This is a genomic window from Alistipes sp. CHKCI003, from assembly GCF_900021155.1.
In the GTDB taxonomy this organism is placed as follows: domain Bacteria; phylum Bacteroidota; class Bacteroidia; order Bacteroidales; family Rikenellaceae; genus Alistipes; species Alistipes excrementavium.
In genome coordinates, this window is record NZ_FCNT01000030.1 from 1 (window position 1) to 20,353 (window position 20,353).

General features: G+C 62.2%; 11 protein-coding genes and 1 pseudogene. 4 read left to right on the forward strand and 8 right to left on the reverse strand.

Going from position 1 to position 20,353, the window contains the following annotated elements; translation table 11 throughout:
- Positions 1 to 678 precede the first annotated feature (678 nt).
- From BN3659_RS04615 to BN3659_RS04650, 8 genes and pseudogenes are all read right to left on the reverse strand, one after another.
- Positions 679 to 1,872, reverse strand: a pseudogene (locus BN3659_RS04615) (glycoside hydrolase family 57 protein); the annotation flags it as partial.
- Between the two features lie 23 nt (positions 1,873 to 1,895).
- A complete protein-coding gene (locus tag BN3659_RS04620; protein ID WP_317041646.1) occupies positions 1,896 to 3,209 on the reverse strand; it encodes a glycosyltransferase family 4 protein in 1,314 nt (437 codons plus the stop codon).
- Positions 3,210 to 3,228: 19 nt separating this feature from the next.
- The gene (locus tag BN3659_RS04625) at positions 3,229 to 5,241 is read right to left on the reverse strand and encodes a glycogen debranching enzyme N-terminal domain-containing protein (protein ID WP_171847704.1); all 2,013 of its coding nucleotides are present in this window, start codon (positions 5,239 to 5,241) and stop codon (positions 3,229 to 3,231) included.
- A 253-nt stretch (positions 5,242 to 5,494) separates the two neighbouring features.
- A complete protein-coding gene (glgP, locus tag BN3659_RS04630) occupies positions 5,495 to 9,745 on the reverse strand; it encodes an alpha-glucan family phosphorylase (protein ID WP_091534962.1) in 4,251 nt (1,416 codons plus the stop codon).
- Between the two features lie 122 nt (positions 9,746 to 9,867).
- Complete coding sequence (gene hemW / locus BN3659_RS04635) at positions 9,868 to 10,980, reverse strand: radical SAM family heme chaperone HemW (protein WP_091534963.1); 1,113 nt, start codon at positions 10,978 to 10,980, stop codon at positions 9,868 to 9,870.
- 1 nt (position 10,981) lies between these two features.
- Positions 10,982 to 11,911, reverse strand: coding sequence for a helix-turn-helix domain-containing protein (locus BN3659_RS04640; protein WP_091534965.1), 930 nt, complete (start codon positions 11,909 to 11,911; stop codon positions 10,982 to 10,984).
- 59 nt (positions 11,912 to 11,970) lie between these two features.
- A complete protein-coding gene (locus tag BN3659_RS04645) occupies positions 11,971 to 12,837 on the reverse strand; it encodes a YegS/Rv2252/BmrU family lipid kinase (protein ID WP_091534966.1) in 867 nt (288 codons plus the stop codon).
- An 85-nt stretch (positions 12,838 to 12,922) separates the two neighbouring features.
- A complete protein-coding gene (locus BN3659_RS04650; protein WP_091534994.1) occupies positions 12,923 to 13,933 on the reverse strand; it encodes an FAD:protein FMN transferase in 1,011 nt (336 codons plus the stop codon).
- A gap of 191 nt (positions 13,934 to 14,124) precedes the next feature.
- Between BN3659_RS04650 and rpsO the strand changes: the two genes are divergently transcribed.
- The 4 genes from rpsO (at position 14,125) to deoC (ending at position 19,711) form a co-directional block, all read left to right on the forward strand.
- Positions 14,125 to 14,397, forward strand: coding sequence for a 30S ribosomal protein S15 (gene rpsO / locus BN3659_RS04655; RefSeq protein WP_091534968.1), 273 nt, complete (start codon positions 14,125 to 14,127; stop codon positions 14,395 to 14,397).
- Positions 14,398 to 14,491: 94 nt separating this feature from the next.
- Positions 14,492 to 16,705 (forward strand): polyribonucleotide nucleotidyltransferase, encoded by a 2,214-nt coding sequence (gene pnp / locus BN3659_RS04660; RefSeq protein WP_091534970.1) that lies wholly within the window; start codon positions 14,492 to 14,494, stop codon positions 16,703 to 16,705.
- Between the two features lie 197 nt (positions 16,706 to 16,902).
- Positions 16,903 to 18,639 (forward strand): OmpA family protein, encoded by a 1,737-nt coding sequence (locus BN3659_RS04665; RefSeq protein WP_091534971.1) that lies wholly within the window; start codon positions 16,903 to 16,905, stop codon positions 18,637 to 18,639.
- A gap of 193 nt (positions 18,640 to 18,832) precedes the next feature.
- Positions 18,833 to 19,711 (forward strand): deoxyribose-phosphate aldolase, encoded by an 879-nt coding sequence (deoC, locus tag BN3659_RS04670; RefSeq protein ID WP_091534973.1) that lies wholly within the window; start codon positions 18,833 to 18,835, stop codon positions 19,709 to 19,711.
- Positions 19,712 to 20,353 lie beyond the last annotated feature (642 nt).

Here is a 20,353-nt window from a genome sequence, read left to right on the forward strand (position 1 = left end):
CCGAAGTGCCGCCCCCCCGTGGAGTACGCCCTCGCGCCGCACGGCCCGGGACCGATGCCGCGCATTCGCAACTTAGTGGAACGGGCCGGGCGAACATGGCGGAAATCCTCGCGGGCCGCGGTGCGGACGCCCCGACGGCCCGCTCCCCCTCGCAAGACAACCGCTCCCGCGAAGAGCGGCTTTCCGCTGCTCCCTGCCGTTTCCGGCCCGCTGTATTCCGGACGGCATTCCGCCGTATCCGGCGGCAAAATCCCGGAACCGCACTTTCGTGCCCCTCCCCACCACGGTCTGATCGAGGGGGCAGGCGCATTCCATCCGCAAGAACAGGGAGCGGGAGCGCGGTCTGACGAAGCATTGTCCCGCGACGGCGGTCGCAAATTCAGCTCAGACTTCCACGACCTCCTTCGCCGTGCGGCTGCCGCTCTCGGCTTTCGGAGCGGCAGCTCCGGCCCCTTTTCGTGCAGTCCCCGCCGCGGCGTTCCGGCCGGATCGGGGCACACGCTCCCCGACGGCTCCGGACGGTCGTTTCCCGTCTCCGAGGGCCTCGGCGGAAGGCTTCGACCGCACCTTTTTCCGTGCGTTCCTTGCGGCCGGCGGTTCCTGCACGGCCGGCGTTTCGGCGGTTTCGGGCTTCTCTACAGCCGGTGCCGGAATCTCCTCCGCACGGGTTCCGCCCATCGCTTTCACGGCCTTGTCCAGTTCGATTTCGAAATCCGAAAGCACGTTCATGTAGTTGATGAATGCGTCGTAAGCCGAATCGTAGGGATTGAAGTAGGAGTGCACGTCGCCGTCGGAGAGCCATTTGGTCGCCATGTAGTAGAAATGGTCGGAGGTCTGCATGAAGCTCCACACGTAGTCGTAGTCCGGATTCCGGAGCGCCGCGACCTTCCCCTTCTGGGCATAGAGTTTCGAGAAGGCTTCGTTCTGGAGTTCGTTGCCCAGCCATGCGGTGATGTCGCGCTCCTCGTCGGCCCACGACATCGCGTGCGGACAGTGCAGCACCGCCACCGGCTGATGTTTCCGCGCGGCTTCGCTCACCGTGGCGAATTCGAGGCCGTTTTTCTTTTGCAGCGCCAGCTTCGGCAACGCCTTCACGAATTCGAAAATGCCCGTATCGGCCGTCTGATGTTCGCCGAAGGTCTCGTAGTCCATGAAGAGGTTGACCACTTCGCCCGGCGTCCGCTCCGACGAGAGCCACTCCACATACTTATCGGCCGTCAGGGGCCATTGGTCCCACGAACGGTTCGAGAAGCGGAACGCGATGTCGTCCGAGAGCTTGTAGTTGCGCAGCAGAAGCCTCAGGCGCTGGTCGATCGCGTTCGTATAGACGAACTCGGGCGATTTCCAGCCCAGCACGTGCCGGGCCCCCTCGGCCAGCATCGTCCGGAAGCCCATTCGGGCGACCATCGCACCGATCCGGTCCGAGTAGATCAGTTCCGTATTGCGGAATGCCGCGGGCTTCTGCCCGAACTCGCGCTCGATCATCGCGCTGTGGAGCCGCACCTGCTCGGCGAAATCCTCTTCGGACGCGAGCGACGCGAGCGAATGCGAATAGGTTTCGGCCAGAAACTCGACACAGCCCGTCTCGGCCAGCCGGCGGAACGAATCGAGCACCTCGGGCGCATAGGCCCGCATCTGCTCGACGGCGATGCCCGTGATAGAAAACGAACAGCGGAACTTCCCTTTGTTCTCCCCGATAATCTTGAGCAGCAAGGCGTTCATCGGCAGATAGCACTCCCGGGCCACCTTCTGCATGATCGAACGGTTCAGCAGGTCGTCGAGGTAGTGGTGCTCCTTGCCCATATTGAAAAAGCGGTACCTCCGGAGGCGCCACGGCTGGTGAACCTGAAAATAGAGACAAACGGTTTTCATAGGCTGTATAGGTTGTATCGGTTTTATTTGTTTCTCTGTTCCTCGATGACGGTCTCGTAGACTTTCTTGATTTTGGCCGCGGCGTCGTTCCACTTGAGATTGGTTACCTCTTCGAGCCCCTTCGACGCGAACATGCGCGACAGGGCCGGATAGGCGATCAGACCGTAGATGGCGTCCGCCAGTGCATCCACGTCCCAATAATCGACCTTCAGGGCATAGTCGAGCACTTCGGCCACGCCGCTCTGCTTCGAGATGATGACCGGCACGTTCGAACGCATCGCTTCGAGCGGCGAGATGCCGAACGGCTCCGACACGGAGGGCATGACATAGACATCCGACAGGCGGAACATCCGGCGCACGTCGTCGCCGCGCAGGAATCCCGTGAAGTGGAAGCGGTCGGCGATGCCGAGCCGCGCCACGCGGCGGATCACATGATTCATCATGTCGCCCGAGCCGGCCATCACGAAGCGCACGCCGGGGACCTTTTTCAGCACTTTGGCGGCGGCCTCGACGAAATAGTCGGGCCCCTTCTGGTAGGTGATGCGCCCGAGGAACGTTACGATCTTGTCGTCGAGGCCCCGCTCGGGCGCCTCGTTCGCATTTCCCGAGAACCGCACGGCGTTGTGGACCGTTACGACCTTCTCGGGCGGAATGCCGTATCGCGCGATGATGATATTGCGCGTGAGGTTCGAGACGGCGATCACGCGGTCCGCGGCCATCATGCCGGCCTTCTCGATGGCGTAGACCTGCGTGTTGACGTTCTCGCCGCTGCGGTCGTACTCCGTGGCGTGCATGTGCACCACCAGCGGCTTGCCCGACACGCGTTTCGCGGCGATGCCGGCGAAATAGGTGAGCCAGTCGTGGGCATGGATCACGTCGAACCGGCCTTCCAGATCGCGCGCCACCTGAGCCGCGACGATCGCGTAGCGGGCCACCTCCTCCATGAGGTTGGCGCCGTACTTGCCCGAGAAGGTATAGCGCTGTTTCCATACGTCGGTGCTCTCCCAGAACTTCCGCCCCGTTTCGGCATACTGCTCGCGATAGACGGCATACTCCTCGGGGGATATGTAGGGAACCATGTTCGAGTCGATGCGGATAAACGTCATCTTGTCGACGATGTCCTCCGCACCGCCCGAGACCGAACCGTAGAGAGCTTCGACGTCGCTGGCGTTCACCACGTGCGCGAAGCGCTGGTCCTCGTCGCCGTAGGCGTGCGGGACCACGAACGCAACCTCCACGTCGTTGCGCGAAAGGCCGCGGGTCATGCCGTAACAGGCCGTGCCCAATCCTCCCGCGATGTGGGGAGGAAATTCCCATCCGAACATTAAAACTCTCATCGTATCTCTTTTTATCGTACTACTTCCTGCTTTTGCGCGCGGAGCTCACCGCATCGGCGGCACGGCGCGTGGCCGTAGCCGCTCCGGCGTCGGCGGCCTCTCCGCGTCCGGCTTCTCGGCGGCGGCGGATCATGTCGTGGATCGCCAGCACGCCGCCCACGCTCCATGCCGCCGAAACGGCTCCGCGGGCCGTGTAGGGCGGGTCGGCATCGTACAGTTCGCTCAGCGAACCGATGCCGTCCGACTGGATATCCTCCTCGAAATGCGAAAGCAGCTCCCCGGCCGCGGTCAAAAATCCGTCGCCCTCGATCCCGAACCGCGCGGCGACGTAAAACACGAGGGGCCAGATCCACACCGATCCGTTCTTGCCCGCGAAATCGCGCTCCCCGGGCGAACCTTCGCATCGGCCCTTGTAGAGCGGATTGCGGGGCGAGAGCGACCGCAGCCCCTTCGGGGTCAGCAGGTGTTGTTCGACCGTGCGCAGCACCTCGATCCTCTGCGCCTCGTCGAGCATCGTATAGCGCAGACCGCAGGCGACCACCATGTTGGGGCGAATGAATGCGTTGGTCTCCGTCTCGTTTGCATAATCGGCCGGATGGGGCTCTCCGGCGATGCGGAATCGCTCGGCGAACGCGGTCCGCGTCTTTTCGGGCAGCGAATCCCATGCCGCGGTGAAGCCTTCGTCCCCGAATTTTCGGGCCAACTCCAGCGTGTAACATACGGCGTTGTACCACAGGGCGTTCACTTCGACCGCATAGCCGCTGCGGGGCGTAACGGCCCTGCCGTCGATCACCGAGTCCATCCACGTGAGCGGCACATTTTCGGCCGCGGCCCAGACGAGACCGTTGTCGTGCATGAGGATGCAGCGGCCCATGCCGCCGTCCCGGTAGCTTTCGAGCGCTCCTTTCATCGTCTCGCCGTAACGCTTCCAGACCTCCTCGGCGCCGACGTGCATTTCGAGCTGCTGGAGGGTCCAGAAAAACCACAGCGGCGTGTCGGCCTGCCGGCGGATCCTGTCCGTGCCCGACCGCAGATCCTCCGCGATGCGGTCGAGTACCTGCATGCACTCCTCCGTGCGGCCCTGTTCGAGCGCGATGCCGGGCAGTGCGACGAGCGTCTGCCGCGAATCGGAACCCTCCCACGGATAATCCGCGACGACCTCCGCACCTCCTTCGCGGCGGATCATGAATTGCCGCGCCGAGTGGCGCAGACAGCTGATGAAGTCGATCTTGTGGGTGCGCCGCGCGAGCGAATCGGCGAAAATGTCGTCGATCGTCCCGGGCGAAGCCATCTGATCGAGCGAAGCGGAGAAGATGATGCTTTCGCCCTTTTCGAGCTCCGTTTCGAAATAACCCGTCGTCAGCAGGTCTTCGTAGCCGTCGTATCCGCGTTCGATCTCCTTCGGATATTCGAAGCCGTAGTACCAGTCGGGTGCCGCGACGAACTCCGTGCCGGGCTTGTCGGTCTGGAGATAGAGCCACGGAAACGAACGGTAGAGCCTGCATTTCACGCCGCCCGGGATCGGGTAGGAGCGTCCGTCGGCCTCCATATTGGCCTTCGACAGCGCGTGCTTGTCGCGGAAGGCGAGGAACGGACGCAGCCGCAGCCGGGTCCGGGAATGGGCGTCGGCGAGCGTGTAGCGGATCATGAGCTGCGTGCGGTGATGGATCCACAGCAGCTCCTTGCGCAGAATCACGCCGCCCACGCGATAGGTGATCGTCGGCGTGGGCGTATATTCGAAGTCGGTGATGTACTTGTGCCCGCGCGGTTCGTAGACCCCTCTGAAGCGGTGCAGGGCCAGATGGAACGACTGGTCGTGCTGCACGACGGTCTCGTCGAGCGACGAGAGCAGCACATAGGTGCGGTCGCTGCCGTCGATCGGCGCGACCATCAGTCCGTGGTACTTGCGCGTGTTGCAGCAGACGATCGTCGTGCTCATGTATCCGCCGATGCGGTCCGTTGCGAGCATCTCGCGCTGGAGCGAGTACTCGAGGTTGCCCAGCTCGCTTTTGTCGAAGGTTAATGCAGACATATCTTTCCGTTCACATTTTGTAGTCGTCTTTCCGCTCCGGCGACACCCGGGCGGGTTCGCATTGCGCCCGCTCGCCGGAACCGCGCCGTTTTCCGCACTCCGCCGCCGGCTGCCGAGGCGTTCGCCGGACGGACGGCAACGTCCGGGAAGGTCGCTTCCCTGTCCTAAAGATACGCAAAAATCGGCTGCCGTGTGCTCCGTCCGCCCGATTTTTTTCACTCGCCGCCCGAAAACCGGCCGGCGGCAGCGCGGCTCAGGCCCACTTCACCAGTGCAAAATCCATGCGATGCGGCAAACGCGGGTTTTCGGGGTGGATGCGCAGCGCCACATCGAACGTGCCCGCCTGATCGGGGCTGTAATCCAGCACATAGGTTACGCGGTTGCCTTCGGCCTTCGACCTTCGCAAGGGGATGGTCCGCACCACCTCCACGCTCCGGCTGCCGACGATCTGCTTGGCGATCACGAGTTCCGCACCGATGTCCTCGGGGCGGAGCGTGTCGATGTTGAGCGTAACCTCGAAATGGTAGTCCGAGCCCACGTAAATCGCCTCGTTGTCGATCTTCACGCGCTGCACGTCCACCACCTTCACGTTGTTCCACGCCGCCGAAACCTTGCGCTTCCACGCCGCGATCTGCCGCGCGAGCATATAGTCGCCCGCCACGATCTCGCGTTTGCGGGCGCAAAGTTTGTCGTAGAACCGCTCTTCGTAGTCGGCGAGCATCCGGTTGGTGGTGAAGCGCGAAGCGACGTCCGCCACACACTTCTTGACGGCTTCCACCCACGCATGGGGGATTCCGTCGCTGCCGCGGTCGTAATATTTCGGAGCGATCTGCTCCTCGATGGTGTTGTAGATCAGCTCGGCGTCCAACTCGTCCTGAAAATGCTGGTCGGAGAACGTGCGCTCCATCGGCAGCGCCCAGCCGGCACCCTCCCTGTACCCTTCGACCCACCAGCCGTCGAGCACGGAGAATTGCAGCACGCCGTTCATCACGCACTTCTCGCCCGAGGTGCCCGAGGCTTCGAGCGGGCGGGTGGGCGTGTTGAGCCACACGTCCACGCCCTGCACCATGCGGCGGGCCAGCTCCATGTCGTAATTTTGCAGGAAGAGGATCTTGCCCACGAACTGCGGCATGGCCGCGACCTCCACGATGCGCTTGATGAGCTCCTGCCCGGGTTGGTCGTTGGGGTGCGCCTTGCCCGCGAAGATGAACTGCACGGGACGCTCCTTGTTGTTCACGATGGCCGCCAGCCGGTCGAGGTTCGTGAAGAGCAGATAGGCCCGCTTGTAGGTGGCGAAGCGGCGGGCGAAACCGATCGTGAGCACGTCGGGCTTGATGCCTTCGATGATGCGCACCATCTGCGACGGCGAATCCAGACGCACCTGATTGGGGTCGCTGTAACGCTTGCGAATATGACGTATCAGTTTGTTCTTCAAAAACATGCGAGCTTCCCACAACTCCGTGTCGGAGATGTCGCGCACCTTCTGCCACTCGGCTGCATCGTAGCTGTGTCCCTCGAATCCCTTGGGGAAGTAGCGGGCGTAGAGCCTGCGCAGCGTCGAGGAGGTCCACGTCGGGAAGTGCACGCCGTTGGTTACGTATCCGATGTGGAGTTCGTTCTTGAAGTATCCGGGCCAGATGTTGCCCAGTATCTCCTTCGAGACCTCGCCGTGGAGCCACGACACGCCGTTGACCTCCTGCGAAAGGTTGCAGGCCAGCACCGACATCGAGAACTTTTCGTTCGGATCGTTGGGTTTGGTCTTGCCGAGGTTGATGAACTGATCCCACGTGATGCCCAGCACGTCGGGATAATGCGACATGTACTGGCGGATCATCGACTCGGGGAAGGCGTCGTGGCCCGCGGGCACGGGCGTATGGGTCGTGAAGAGCGACGAGGAGCGGATCACCTCCAGCGCCTCGGAGAAGCTCAGCTTGCGGCGGCCGACCAACTCGCGGATGCGTTCGATGCCGATGAAGGCCGCATGGCCCTCGTTGCAGTGGTAGACGTCGTGCCGGATGCCCATCGCCCGCAGGGCGCGGATGCCGCCGATGCCGAGCAGGATCTCCTGCTTGAGCCGGTTTTCCCAATCGCCGCCGTAGAGGTAGTGGGTGATCTGACGGTCCTCGTCGAGGTTGGCTTCGAAGTCGGCGTCCAGCAGAAACAGCTCCGTGCGTCCCACGTCGCACTTCCACACGCGCGCCGAGAGCGTGCGGCCCGGGAAGGCGATGGTGATCGTTACCCAGTTGCCGTTCTCGTCGCGCACGGGCGAGATCGGCAGCTTATAGAAATTCTGCGCTTCGTAGGTGGCCTCCTGCGCACCCTGCGCCGAGAGCCGCTGCGTGAAGTAGCCGAAGCGGTAGAGCAACCCCACGGCCGCCATCTTCACGTTCTTGTCCGACGCCTCCTTGAGGTAGTCGCCGGCGAGAATGCCCAGACCACCCGAGTAGATCTTGAGCGACGAGTGGAGCCCGTATTCCATCGAGAAGTAGGAGATCGTCGGTCCCTTCGGATCGGGCTTTTCGGACATGTAGTCCCTGAACTGCGCGTACACGGCGTCGAGCATCCCGAGGAACTGCGCGTCCTTTTCGAGCTCCTTCATCCGCACCACGCTCAGCTCGTCGAGGAAGGCGATCGGGTTGCGGTCGCACTCCTGCCACAGTTCGTTGTCGATCGATTCGAACAGGTCGCGGGCCCCCGGATTCCAGCACCACCAGAGGTTGCGCGACAGCTCTTCGAGCGCATGGAGCCGTTCGGGCAGCTTCTTGTCCACCATCATGCGGTTCCAGTTCGGTTTTTCGACGAAGAGCTGCTGCCGCACGAAGTTGATCTGCTGGTCGCGGGTGCCGCCGTCGTCGAGCACCACGCGGTTGGTGCGCGATACGGAGTTCTCCACGGCCGCGGCATAGGCCCTTTCGTAATACGAGAAGAGACGTTCCCAAAGCGCCGTGCGCGAAATTTCGCAGGCCGAACGGCGGACCTGAGCGAGGCGTTCGCCGTCCAGCCGCGCGAAACGCGCGAGGGCGTCGGCGACACCCTGCTCGGCTTCGCGGTCGTTGTAGTCGTCGCGGCGGATCACCACCGCGCCTTCGTGCTCCGGCAGCTTGTCGACCCACAGTCCGAAACCGGCGAGGGTCGTGGTTACGGTCGGCACGGAGAAGGCCGCCGATTCGAGCGGCGTATAGCCCCACGGTTCGTAGTACGACGCGAAGACCGTAACGTCCATGCCCACCAGCAGTTCGTAGTAATCCTTTCCGAAGATGCCGTCGGCCCGGTTGAGGTAGGTGGGCACGAAGATCACCTTCACGCGCGAATCGTCCGCCGCAAGGATGCTGCCCTCGATCGAACGGACGATCGGGTCCTCGGCCTGACGTTCGAGACAGTGGGTCGAAAACCGGTATTGCGCCGGATCGACCGGCTGCGCGGGGTCGGCCAGATGAGCCTGCAAATCCTTGCGCGGGCCCGAGTTGGCTGCAGGCACGGTGATGTAGACCAGCACGTCGCGTTCGAGCGTGCCGGATGCGGCCAGCAGCTTGAGCGATTCGAGAAAGAGGTCGAGCCCCTTGTTGTGGAATTCGTAGCGTCCGCTCGTGCCGACGATGAGCGGCTCCGCGTCGTACTTGCGGCCGAGGCACGCCTCCGCCACGGCGATCATCGCACGGCGGGCCTCCGTGCGGCGCTTGTCGTACTCCGCGCCCGTCCAGACGAAGTCGTTTTCGAATCCGTTGGGCGTTACGCCGTCCACCTCGCGACCGAGCAGGAATTTGCATTCGTTGGCCGTGATGTCGCTCACGGTGAGGAACACGTCGTGGTAGGTGGCCGCGGCCTTCTCGATCGAGTGTTTGGCCGTAACGTTGAACTGGCGGGCAAGTTCGTCGGCGTTGAACTTCGCCAGATCGTTGTAGAGCGGCAGGCGGTTGCCGGCGATGCAGCGGCCCATGACCGTGGCGTGCGTGGTGAAGAGCGTGGCCACGTAAGGCGACTTGCTGCGCAGGTAGAGCCCGCCCGCAGCCGTCATCCACTCGTGGAAGTGCGCGGCGACCTTGTCGGTCGAAGAACAGAAATTCTCGGCGTAGGACGCGATCACCATGCCTGCCGCATAGCCGAACAACACGGGTTCGACATAGTCCCACTGACCCGAGATCGAATCCACGCGGTAGTTCTCCCAGAGCGTTGCGAGAATCGCATCCTTCTGGGAAAAGAGCGACGTGAAGTCCACGAGCACCACGATCGGACGGCTCTGTATGTTCCACCGCCCCACGCGGATGCGAATACCCTCCTTGTAGAGGGTCTGGCGCCATCCCTTCAGCAATTCGGGTTCTTCCCCGAATTCGGAGTTGGTGCCTTCGTGCTGGAGGTCGGGGCCGATCAGGATGTAGCGGTCGCCGTACTTCGCGGTTGCGGTGAGCGCCTTGGTGGAGATGACGGTGTGTATGCCGCCGACCTTATTACAGACCTCCCAACTGACCTCGAACAGATAGTCGGGGGCGAGTTTTGCATTGCCCATAAAAAATTACGTATTGAAGATTCGAGTTTTAACCTATTCCTTCGGCAAAGGTAACACTTATATTTATATATGCAATCTATTTCCTCCCGTTTCTCGGTCCGCGGGCCGTATGCAACAGGCCGTTAGGCATCGAACAGCGCCTCGATCACCGCATCCGACACGAGCATGCGCGCAGCCGGAATCCGCAGCCGGTCCGCTTCGCGGACGAGCGTGCCCGCTGCGAGCCACGGCCCGGCATCGCGCACGAGCCGTGCGGCAGTCGCGGCTCCGAACCGTTCCGCCGCCTCGGCGAGCGAAATGCCCTCCGCCGTGCGCAGACCCGTCATCACGTACTCGTTGCAGCGGTCGCGCGGCGTGAGCCGCTCGAAGCCGTAGGCCGGAGCGGCGATGTACTCCCCGGCCGCGGAGCTGCACCAGCGGCGCTCCGCACCGTCGAACGAATGGGCTCCCGGACCGATGCCGAGGTAGGGCTCGCCGCTCCAATAGGCCGCATTGTGCCGTGCCCGATACCCCTTGCGGGCATAGTTCGAGACCTCGTAATGTTCGTAACCGGCGGCGGTCAGCGCCTCGTGCACGGCCGCGAACTCGCGTTCGCTCGTCCCGTCGTCCACGGGACCGAACTCCCCGCGGGCCGTGCGGCGGCCGAGGACCGTGTCGGGTTCGATCGTGAGGTGATAGGCCGAGATGTGGGGTACATCCAATTCGAGTGCCGTGTCGAGCGTGCGGCGCAAAATTTCGCCGCCGAAGCCGCGGATGCCGAAGATGAGGTCGATCGTGAGGTTGACGAAGCCCGCCCGCTGCGCTCTTCGCACGGCCGAGATCGCCTCCGCGGCACTGTGCCGGCGGTTCATCAGCCGCAGGCACGCATCGTCGAACGACTGCACGCCGATCGAGAGCCGGTCGATCTCCGTGCCGCGCAGCCGGGCGACGTAATCCGCCGTCAGATCGTCGGGATTGCACTCGACGGTGAGCTCCTCCGGTCTGCCAAAGCCGAAGAGCCTGCGCGCATGGTCGACGAGCCCTTGCAGCGCCTCGGGCGCATAGAGCGACGGAGTGCCGCCGCCGAAGTAGAGCGTCCGGACGGCGTGTCCGCCGAGGTATCCGGCGCGGGCCTCCAGCTCGCGGTGCAGGGCGCCGAGCAGCGGCTCCATCCGGCGCAGATCGGCGGTGCGGCGGAAGTCGCAGTAGGCGCAGATGCGTTTGCAGAAAGGGATATGGAAATAGATGCCGGCCATCTCATCCGCGCCGCTTGTAGCGGGAGGGCGACGTTCCGGTGTGCTGTTTGAAGTACTTGCCGAAGAAGGATTGGGTGCTGAAGTTCAGGTGGTAGGCGATCTCCTGAATGCTCATGCCGGAGTATTTGAGCAGGGCCTTGGCTTCGAGAATCACCGATTCGTCGATCCAGCGCGCGGCGGTCTTGCCGCTCACCTCCTTCACCACGGACGAGAGGTATTTGGGCGTGATGCCCAGCTTCTCGGCATAGAAACTGACGTTGCGTTCCTGCTTGTTGTACTGCTCCAGCAGGTTCATGAACTCTTCGAAGATGATTTCGCAGCGTCCCTGCTTGCGTTCGCCCGGCTGCACGCGCTGGTTGATTTCGGTGATGATGTAGAACACGGCCGTGAAGAGCGTGCGTATGATCTCCTGCCGGTAGCGCTCCTTATCGCTCTGGAGCATGGTCTTGATGAGGCGGAAGAGCTGACGGATCTCGGCCACGTCCTGCTCGGTTACTTCGAGCACGGGTTCCTTGCCGAAACGCATGTAGACGGGCAGCGAAGTCGAGAGGTCGATCTGGAGCTCGTTGACGAACGATTTGGAAAAAGCGAGGCAGTAAGCCGCGGCGTCGGACGACGACTTCACCGTGCGGATGATGCTGTCGGGGTTGAAAAAGACGATCATGTCGGGCCGGATCGCATAGGTCTGCATGTCGATCGAGACGGTGGCTTCGCCCTGCATCATGATGATGGCCGCGAAGCCGTCGAGCGTAACCGGATAGCTGCTCGTGCGGTTGTTCCGTGCATCGAGCGTGGTGATGACCATGTCGTCCGACAGATACGACACGTCGGCCATTTCGCGTTTGATGCGCGAAATGGAGACCTTGCGCAGGGGTGCGCCGCCGTCCGACACCGCCCGTTCCCGCACCGTCGTATGTTTCTTGCCTGCCATCGGTTTCGTTTTTTCGCAAAAATAGGAAATTTCCGGCAAATCCGCAATTCCGGCGCGCTCTATGCGCGGGGCGGACAGACGACGCGCAGTCCTCCCGCGAGGCACTCGATACGGAGCGGGAAGCGGGCTCCCTTCTGCCCGTCGACGTCGGTCGGTTCGTCGAGCGCGGACTCGATGTCGATCGTCGCGGCCCGCAGATGCCGCACGATGCGCGGGCGTCCGCCCAGCAGATAGCGCACCATGGCGAAAATCGAGCGGAGGAAGTTTTTGCGTTCGAGCAGGATGCAGTCGAACACGCCGTCGCGGATGCTCGACGTGCGCGCGAGCCGGAAACCGCCGGCAGTCTCGCCGTTGAAAACGAGTGCCATGAGCGCGCCGAATTCGAACGTCCGGCCGTCGGCCGTGATGCGCAGCGGCACCGTGTGCATCGCCCGCAGCTCCCTGACGCCTTCGATGATATAGGCCAGCTTGCCCAGCCGGTGCTTGCGCTCGTCGGGCGTCCGCTGCGAAGTGGTGGTGAAAAGACCGAAGCTGAAAATGTTGATCCAGTAGAGGTCGTTCACGCGGCCGCAGTCGACCCGTTCGACCGTGCCTTCGGCGATCTGGCGGGCCGCTTCGAGCGGATTCCCGGACATGCCGAGCGCACCGGCGAAGTCGTTGGCCGTGCCCGACGGGATCACCCCCACGGCAATGTCCAGCCCCTTGCGCTTCATGCAGTTGAGCACGTAGTTGACCGTCCCGTCGCCGCCGGCGACGACCATGAGGTCGATCGTCTCGAAGCCGTCGAAGGGATTCGCACCGAAGTCGACCGCCCGGGGCGCTATCTCCCAGCCGCGTTCGCGGAACACGCCGCACACGGCCTCGGCGCGGGCTTCGGCGCGGCCCCGCCCCGCCTGTCTGTTGTAGAGTAAAATCGCTTTTTTCATCGAGTGTCCTTATCTGTCCGATCGCTGCGGGCTGGGGGGGGGACGCCGCTGCGGTCGCCCCTCCAGCCCGCAGCGATCGGAAAATTCAGTTCATCATGAGGGCTTCCATAGCCGGAGACACGTATTCCTCGTAAGCGTCGCCCTCGCCCGCGAGGATGAAGTAGACCTTCGCGCCGGGCATTTCCCGCACGCGCGCCAGCGCTTCGTCGGCTCCCATGGCCAGAAACATCGTCCCCAGCGCATCGGCCGTCGCGCAGTCGTCGGCCACGGCCGTAACGGAGAGCAGCCGCGAAAGAGCGCTGCGGCCCGTGCGGGGGTCGATCGTGTGGGCCACCTTGCGGCCGTCGGCGTCGATGTAGTAGCGGCGGTAGTTGCCCGACGTGGCCAGTCCGCCCGAGGTCATCCGCACGCGCCGGTGCACGTACCGCCCGTAGGAGTCGTTGCCGTCGAAGGGGGTCTCCACGCCGATGCGCCACGGCTGCCCCGCCGCATTGCGCCCCTTGCAGCGGATCTCGCCTCCGATGTCCACGAGGTAGTTCTCCGCCCCGTGCTTCTCGACCAGCGCGGCCAGCAGATCGACCGTATAGCCTTTGGCCACGGAGTTGAAGTCGAGCTGTACGCGCGGATCGTCCTTTACGAGCCGTCCGTCCTCGATGCGCACCTTTTCGCGCCCCACAAACTGCAGGAGGGAGTCCACGTCCGGACGCTCCGCGGCATCGTGCCCCGCGAAGCCCCACGCCTCGACCAGCGGTTTGACCGTAACGTCGTAAGCGCCGCCGCTCAGGGCGCCGATGCTGTCCGCAAGATGCAGGTTATAGGCGATATGCGCATCCACCGAGTCCGTTTCGTTGCGGTTGAGCCGGCTCAGCAGCGACCCCTCGTCGAAGATCGACATCGAGGCTTTGGCCTCGCGGTCGATCGCCATCGCGGCGGCGTAGAGCTCCTGCGGCGCGAGCCCGCGCACGTCGGCCGAGATGCGGAACGTCGTGCCGAGCATCACGCCCTCGGCCGCGACGTACTCCGGACGGCCGGCACAACCGCCGCACGCCAGCGCGCACAAAGCGGCCGCGACGGAATAAACGATCTTTTGCAGCATGGTTTCCATCCGTTTGACGGCAAAATTAGTGTTTTTCGGAGCATATCGCTCCCTTTCGCTGCAAAAAGGTGAAAAATTCGGAGCCGCAAATTGGGAATTGTGAATAAATTCGTACCTTTGCGCAACGCTCTGGCGTGATCCACGGTAAGGGGGATGCGTCGTAGAGTGCAACGCTTAAAAATTCTTCAAAAATGGCTTATTTGACAGCTGAGAAAAAGCAGGAGATTTTCGGCCAGTACGGCAAGTCCAACACCGACACCGGCTCCCCCGAGAGCCAGATCGCGCTGTTTTCGTACCGTATCAGCCACCTTACTGAACACCTCAAGAGCAACAAGCACGACTTCGGGACGCAGCGGGCGCTGCTGCGTCTGGTGGGCAAGCGCCGCCAGTTGCTCGAGTATCTCAAGGAGATCGACATCGAGCGCTACCGCGCGATCGTGAAGACGCTCAACCTCCGCAAGTAGGCGGAGACGACGGAAAAATGAGGGCAATTCCCGCCGCGGGGTTGCCTTCATTTTCTTAGGAAAGAACGAAAAACACACATAGGTTAAATATTTTATGGAAGAAAAGAAGCTGTACAACGCAGTACGTAAGTTCATAACCCTCGCCGACGGGCGCGAGATTATGATCGAGACCGGCAAACTGGCCAAACAGGCCGACGGCGCCGTGGTCGTCAAGATGGGCGACACGATGCTGCTCGGCACGGTGGTGGCCGCCAAGGACGCTAAACCCGACACCGACTTCATGCCCCTGCAGGTGGAGTACAAGGAGAAATACGCCGCCTGCGGACGCTACCCGGGCGGATTCATGAAACGCGAAGGCAAGGCCAACGACAGCGAAATACTCGTGGCCCGCCTCATCGACCGTGCGCTCCGCCCCCTGTTCCCCGCGGATTACCACGCCGAAGTTTACGTAACCGTAAACCTCATTTCGGCGGACAAGGATATTCAACCCGACGCTCTGGCGGGTCTGGCCGCCTCGGCGGCGCTGGCCGTTTCGGACATTCCCTTCGGCGGTCCCATCTCGGAGGTGCGCGTGGCGCGCATCGGCGGTCGGTATGTCATCAACCCCGCCTTCTCGCAGATGAAAGAGGCCGACCTCGACATCATGGTCGGCGGTACGATCGACAACATCCTGATGGTCGAAGGCGAAATGAAAGAGGTCTCGGAAGAGGTGATGCTCGGCGCCATCAAGTTCGCGCACGAGGAGATCAAGAAGCACTGCGCCGTACAGATCGAGCTCTCGAAGGAGCTGGGCAAGGACGTGAAGCGCACCTACTGCCACGAGGTCAACGACGAGGAGCTGCGGCAGACGATCGTCCGCGAACTCTACGACAAAGCCTACGCCATCGCCACGAGCGGCACGATGAAGCACGAACGCGAAGATGCGTTCGATGCGCTCGAAGCCGAGTTCGCCGCCCGCTACACGGAGGAGGAGCTCGTGGAGAAGGCTCCGCTGATCCACAAATACTTCCACGACGACGTGCAGAAGAAAGCGATGCGCAACATGATCCTCGACGAGGGCAAGCGCCTCGACGGCCGCCGCACGGATGAAATCCGCCCCATCTGGTGCGAGACGGACTACCTGCCCGCGGCGCACGGTTCGGGGCTCTTCACCCGCGGCGAGACGCAGGCGTTGGCGACCGTAACGCTCGGCACGAAACTCGACGAAAAGGTCAAGGACGAAGTGCTGGTGCAGGGCACCGAGCAGTTCGTGCTGCACTATAACTTCCCGCCCTTCTCGACGGGCGAAGCCAAGGCGGCCCGCGGTCTGTCGCGCCGCGAAATCGGCCACGGGCACCTCGCGTGGCGCGCCTTGAAACCGATGGTTCCGCTGGGCGAGGAGAACCCCTATGCCGTGCGTATCGTGTCGGACATCCTCGAATCGAACGGATCGTCGTCGATGGCCACCGTCTGCGCCGGTACGCTGGCTCTGATGGATGCGGGCGTGAAGATGAAGAAGCCCGTGTCGGGCATCGCCATGGGGCTGATCTCGGATTCGGCGACGGGACGCTGGGCCGTGCTGTCGGACATCCTCGGCGACGAGGATCACCTCGGCGACATGGACTTCAAAGTGACGGGTACGCGGGACGGCATCACCGCCACGCAGATGGACATCAAGGTCGACGGCCTTTCGTACGAGGTGCTGGCCAAGGCGCTCGAACAGGCCCGCAAAGGCCGCATGCACATCCTCGACAAGCTGACCGAGTGCATCGCCGAGCCGCGCGCGGACTACAAGCCCTTCGTGCCGCGTCTGGTGCAGATCACCATTCCGCAGGATATGATCGGCTCGGTGATCGGCCCGGGCGGCAAGGTCATTCAGGACATCCAGAAGACCACCGGCACGACCATCACCATCACCGAGGACGACAACAAGGGCTACGTGGACATCTTCGGCGTGGACAAGGCGGCGCTCGACGGGGCGCTGGCCCGCATCAAGGCGATCGTGGCGATCCCCGAGGTGGGCGAGACCTACCACGGCAAGATCCGTTCGATCGTGGCATTCGGCGCCTTCGTGGAGATCATGCCGGGCAAGGACGCCCTGCTGCACATCTCCGAGATCGACTACAAGCGTTTCGAGACCATGGACGAGACCGGTCTGAAGGAGGGCGACGAGATCGACGTGAAACTCATCGGCGTGGATCCCAAGACGGGCAAGCTGAAGCTCTCGCGCAAGGCCTTGCTGCCCAAACCGGAGGGATACGTCGAGCGCGAGCGCAAGCCCCGCGAAGAGCGCCCGGAGCGCCGCGAACACCGCGGACGCAGGGAATAGCCCCGCTAAAACGCACATACAGAGCGGGAAATACGAAATTAAAATTTCCGCACAAAAATTGCATTATTAGCGAGAGTTTTTCTATATTTGCGTGTGCCGTGGCAGTTACGAAGCCGCCGGCGCAGGCAGGCATGGCAAGATAAAAGAATAAGCAAACAATTTAAACAACCTTAATTTTAACGATTATGAAAAAGTTGATGAAGTTGAGCATGGCGCTCGCGGTTGCCTCATTGGCATTCACGAGCTGCAACTGCTTCAAGAAGATGGCTAAGAACATGGACGACGTGAAACTTACCTGCACGCCCGAAGTGCTCGTGCTGAACAACGGCACCGTGTCGGCCGACATCAACGTTACCTTCCCCGCCGAGTATTTCAACAAGAAGGCCGTGCTGAAGGTTACGCCCGTCATGGTGTTCGAAGGCGGAGAAGTGGCTGCCAGCCCCGTCTATCTGCAGGGCTCGAAAGTGGACGACAACTATACGGTAGTGGACGCCGCGGCCGCCGGCAACTTCTCGCAGCATGTGGAGTTCCCCTACGATCCCCGCATGCGGCAGAGCGAACTCCAGCTTCGCGCCGAGGTTAAATGCCCCAGCGGAAAATGCAAGGAGTTCACGCTCGTGAACCTCAATAACGGCGCGCTTCCCACCAAGGACGAGGCTGCGATCCTGACCGGCACGGACGAAGCCGCCAAGGCGATCCTCATGAAGGATTTCGGACTGACGATCGCTTACGGCGTGAACACGCTCCAGAGCGACCTCGACTATGCCGCCATGATGGATCAGATGGCCAACGACTTCAAGAAGGTTACGACCGTCGTGGACAAAGCCGACATTCTCTATGCGATCAACTCGTCGGTGGTAACCAAGCAGGCTAAGAAAAACGCCGATCTCGACGCTTTCAAAGCCAACGTAGAGGCCAACCTGCAGAACGACCGCGCATCGCAGAGCATCGCCGTGAAGGGCTACGCATCGCCCGACGGTCCCGTGAAGTTCAACGACGAGCTGTCGAAGGCCCGCAGCGAAACGGGCAAGAAGACCATCGGTCAACTGCTGGAAGACGCAGGCCTCGACATCGACGCCGCAGCTTACGGCGAGGACTGGGAGGGCTTCAAGGAGCTGGTGGAGAAATCGGACATCAAGGACAAGAACCTCATCCTTCAAGTGCTGAGCCTCTACTCGAACTCTGCGCAGCGCGAGAGCGAGATCAAGAACATGGCCAGCGTATTCGACGTGCTGAAGGTCGAGATCCTGCCGCAGCTGCGCCGTTCGCTCGTGGTCAATACCACCGACATTCAGGGCAAGACCGACGCCGAGATCATGGAGTGCATCAAGAACGGTCAGGAGCTGAGCGTCGAGGAGTATCTCTATGCCGCACAGGTGCTCGTGAAATGCCCGAAGGAGCAGGCGGCCATCCTGACGACCGCTTCGAAGAAGTACAACGACGCCCGCGTATACAACAACCTCGGTATCGCACAGGCCAAGCTGGGCGATACGAAAGCCGCTTCGGCATCGTTCGCCAAGGCCGCTAAGCTCGACGCATCGAGCGAAGTGAACAACAACCTCGTGATGATCAACCTCGCCAACGGCAACATCGCCGAGGCCGCCAAATACGCGAAGGCCGCCGACGCCGAGGCCAAGGCTGCCGTAGCTGCCGCCGAAGGCAACTACAACGCTGCCGCCAAGGAGCTGAAGGGGTACAACCTCGCCATTGTCGAGACGATGAACAACAACTATGCAGCCGCCAAAAAGGCGCTCTCGGGCGACAACTCGGCCGACGCCGACTATCTCCGCGCAGTCATCGCATCGCAGGAGGGCGATCTGAAGACGGCCGAAGCTCAGTTGAAGAGCGCCGTGAAGAAGTGCGACAAGCTCATGGCGAAGGCTCAGAAGGACGTGAACCTGAAGAACCTGTTCGACAACGGCTTCCGCTTCTAATTCCCGCTGCGGAAAAGGGAGGGCGGACGGACGGGCCGGGGCTGCGCATGGCGAGCCCGCCACGGACGATCGCTTCCCGTCCCGAAAGGCATTTTACACAAAAAGCGTCCGGACTTCGGTTCGGGCGCTTTTTTTGCTTGGGAAAGACGTAAGTGAAAATATTTTCTTACTTTTGTAAAAAACAGCAAATCCCATGGAGTACGCCAATCATCTCAACGAATACGCTCCGGCACCGAGCGAGGCACAGGCAGCCGAAGAGGTCGCCCGTATGAAAACGGCTGCGGTACGCAATGAAAACAGCGATGTATATAAACTTTGCTATTCGGCCATCGACCTCACGACCCTTTCGTGCAGCGACTCCGTGCGGTCGGTTACGGCTTTCGCCGAAAAAGCCGTGGAATTCTACGACAAGTTTCCGCACATCCCCAATGTGGCGTCGATCTGCATCTATCCCTCCTTCGTCGAGACGGTAGGGGTCGCCGTCGACGGCACGCCGATGCGCATCACGAGCGTCGCCGGCGGTTTTCCCGCGGCACAGACGTTCCTCGAAGTCAAGGCGCTCGAAGTGGCCATGGCGATCGAAAACGGAGCCGACGAAGTGGACATCGTGCTCAACGCGGGACGGATGCTCACGGGCGAATACGACGAAGCGGCCAACGAGGTGGAAGTGATCCGTGCGGAGATGGACGAGGAGATCGTGCTCAAAGTCATCATCGAATCGGGAGTGCTCAAAACTCCGGACCTGATCCGGAAGGCATCGCTGCTGTCGATGTTCGCGGGTGCAGACTTCATCAAAACTTCGACAGGCAAGACCGACGTGTCGGCGACGCCCGAAGCGGCGGTCGTGATGTGCCATGCGATCAAGGACTTTTACGAGAAAACGGGCCGCAAGGTGGGCTTCAAGGCCGCCGGCGGTGTCCGCACGCCGCAGGATGCGGTCCTTTATTATACGATCGTCGAAGAAATCCTCGGAAAAGAGTGGTGCACGCCCGAACTGTTCCGGATCGGTGCTTCGTCTGCGGCCAACAACCTGATTTCCGCGATCGAAGGCAGGGAGGTGAAGTTTTTCTAATTCCGCAATGCCCGAAGGGGCGGTCGCCGACCGCCCCCCCCCTCTCCGTTTTCGGGGAATGGCTGTCCGGCGGTTGATCTTAACTCTCCGTGAATCCTCCGTTCGGGAAAGTTCCCTTAATGGCAGGACGAATGAAAGAGGCTGTCTGCGACGATCGACGGACAGCCTCTCTCCGTTCGGGAGACTCGGCCCATCGGTCGTTCGTTTCGCAGCCGTTCGCCGAAGCTCCGCATCCGCGTCGTCCCGTCCGACCGACGCCTCCCTCTTCATCGGGTGGGCGATCCGATTCCGCCGCCGGCTGCACGGTTTACGAAAAGAGCGTCATGCGTCTTGTTTTCGGCGGCACGAATGATCCCGGCCCCGCAGGTCCGGCTCTCCGCCCTCGGCAAATCCACCCGATCTGCGGACCGGCTGCTTCCCGCGGATCGTCGATCGCCGCACACACTCAGAATACGGACGCCGCTGTCGAACTGCAAAGTGCGGGCGATCTGGAGCCCTCCGGCACGGAGTGTCGAAGGCTGCGGCCATTGGCGGCAGGCGTCCCCGTCGTCGCCGAACGTCGTCGTCGGCGCACGACAAATCGTGCCGGCATTCCGGCCCTCGTCGTTCGTCCGACGATTCCCATAGCGTCCGGCATCGAAC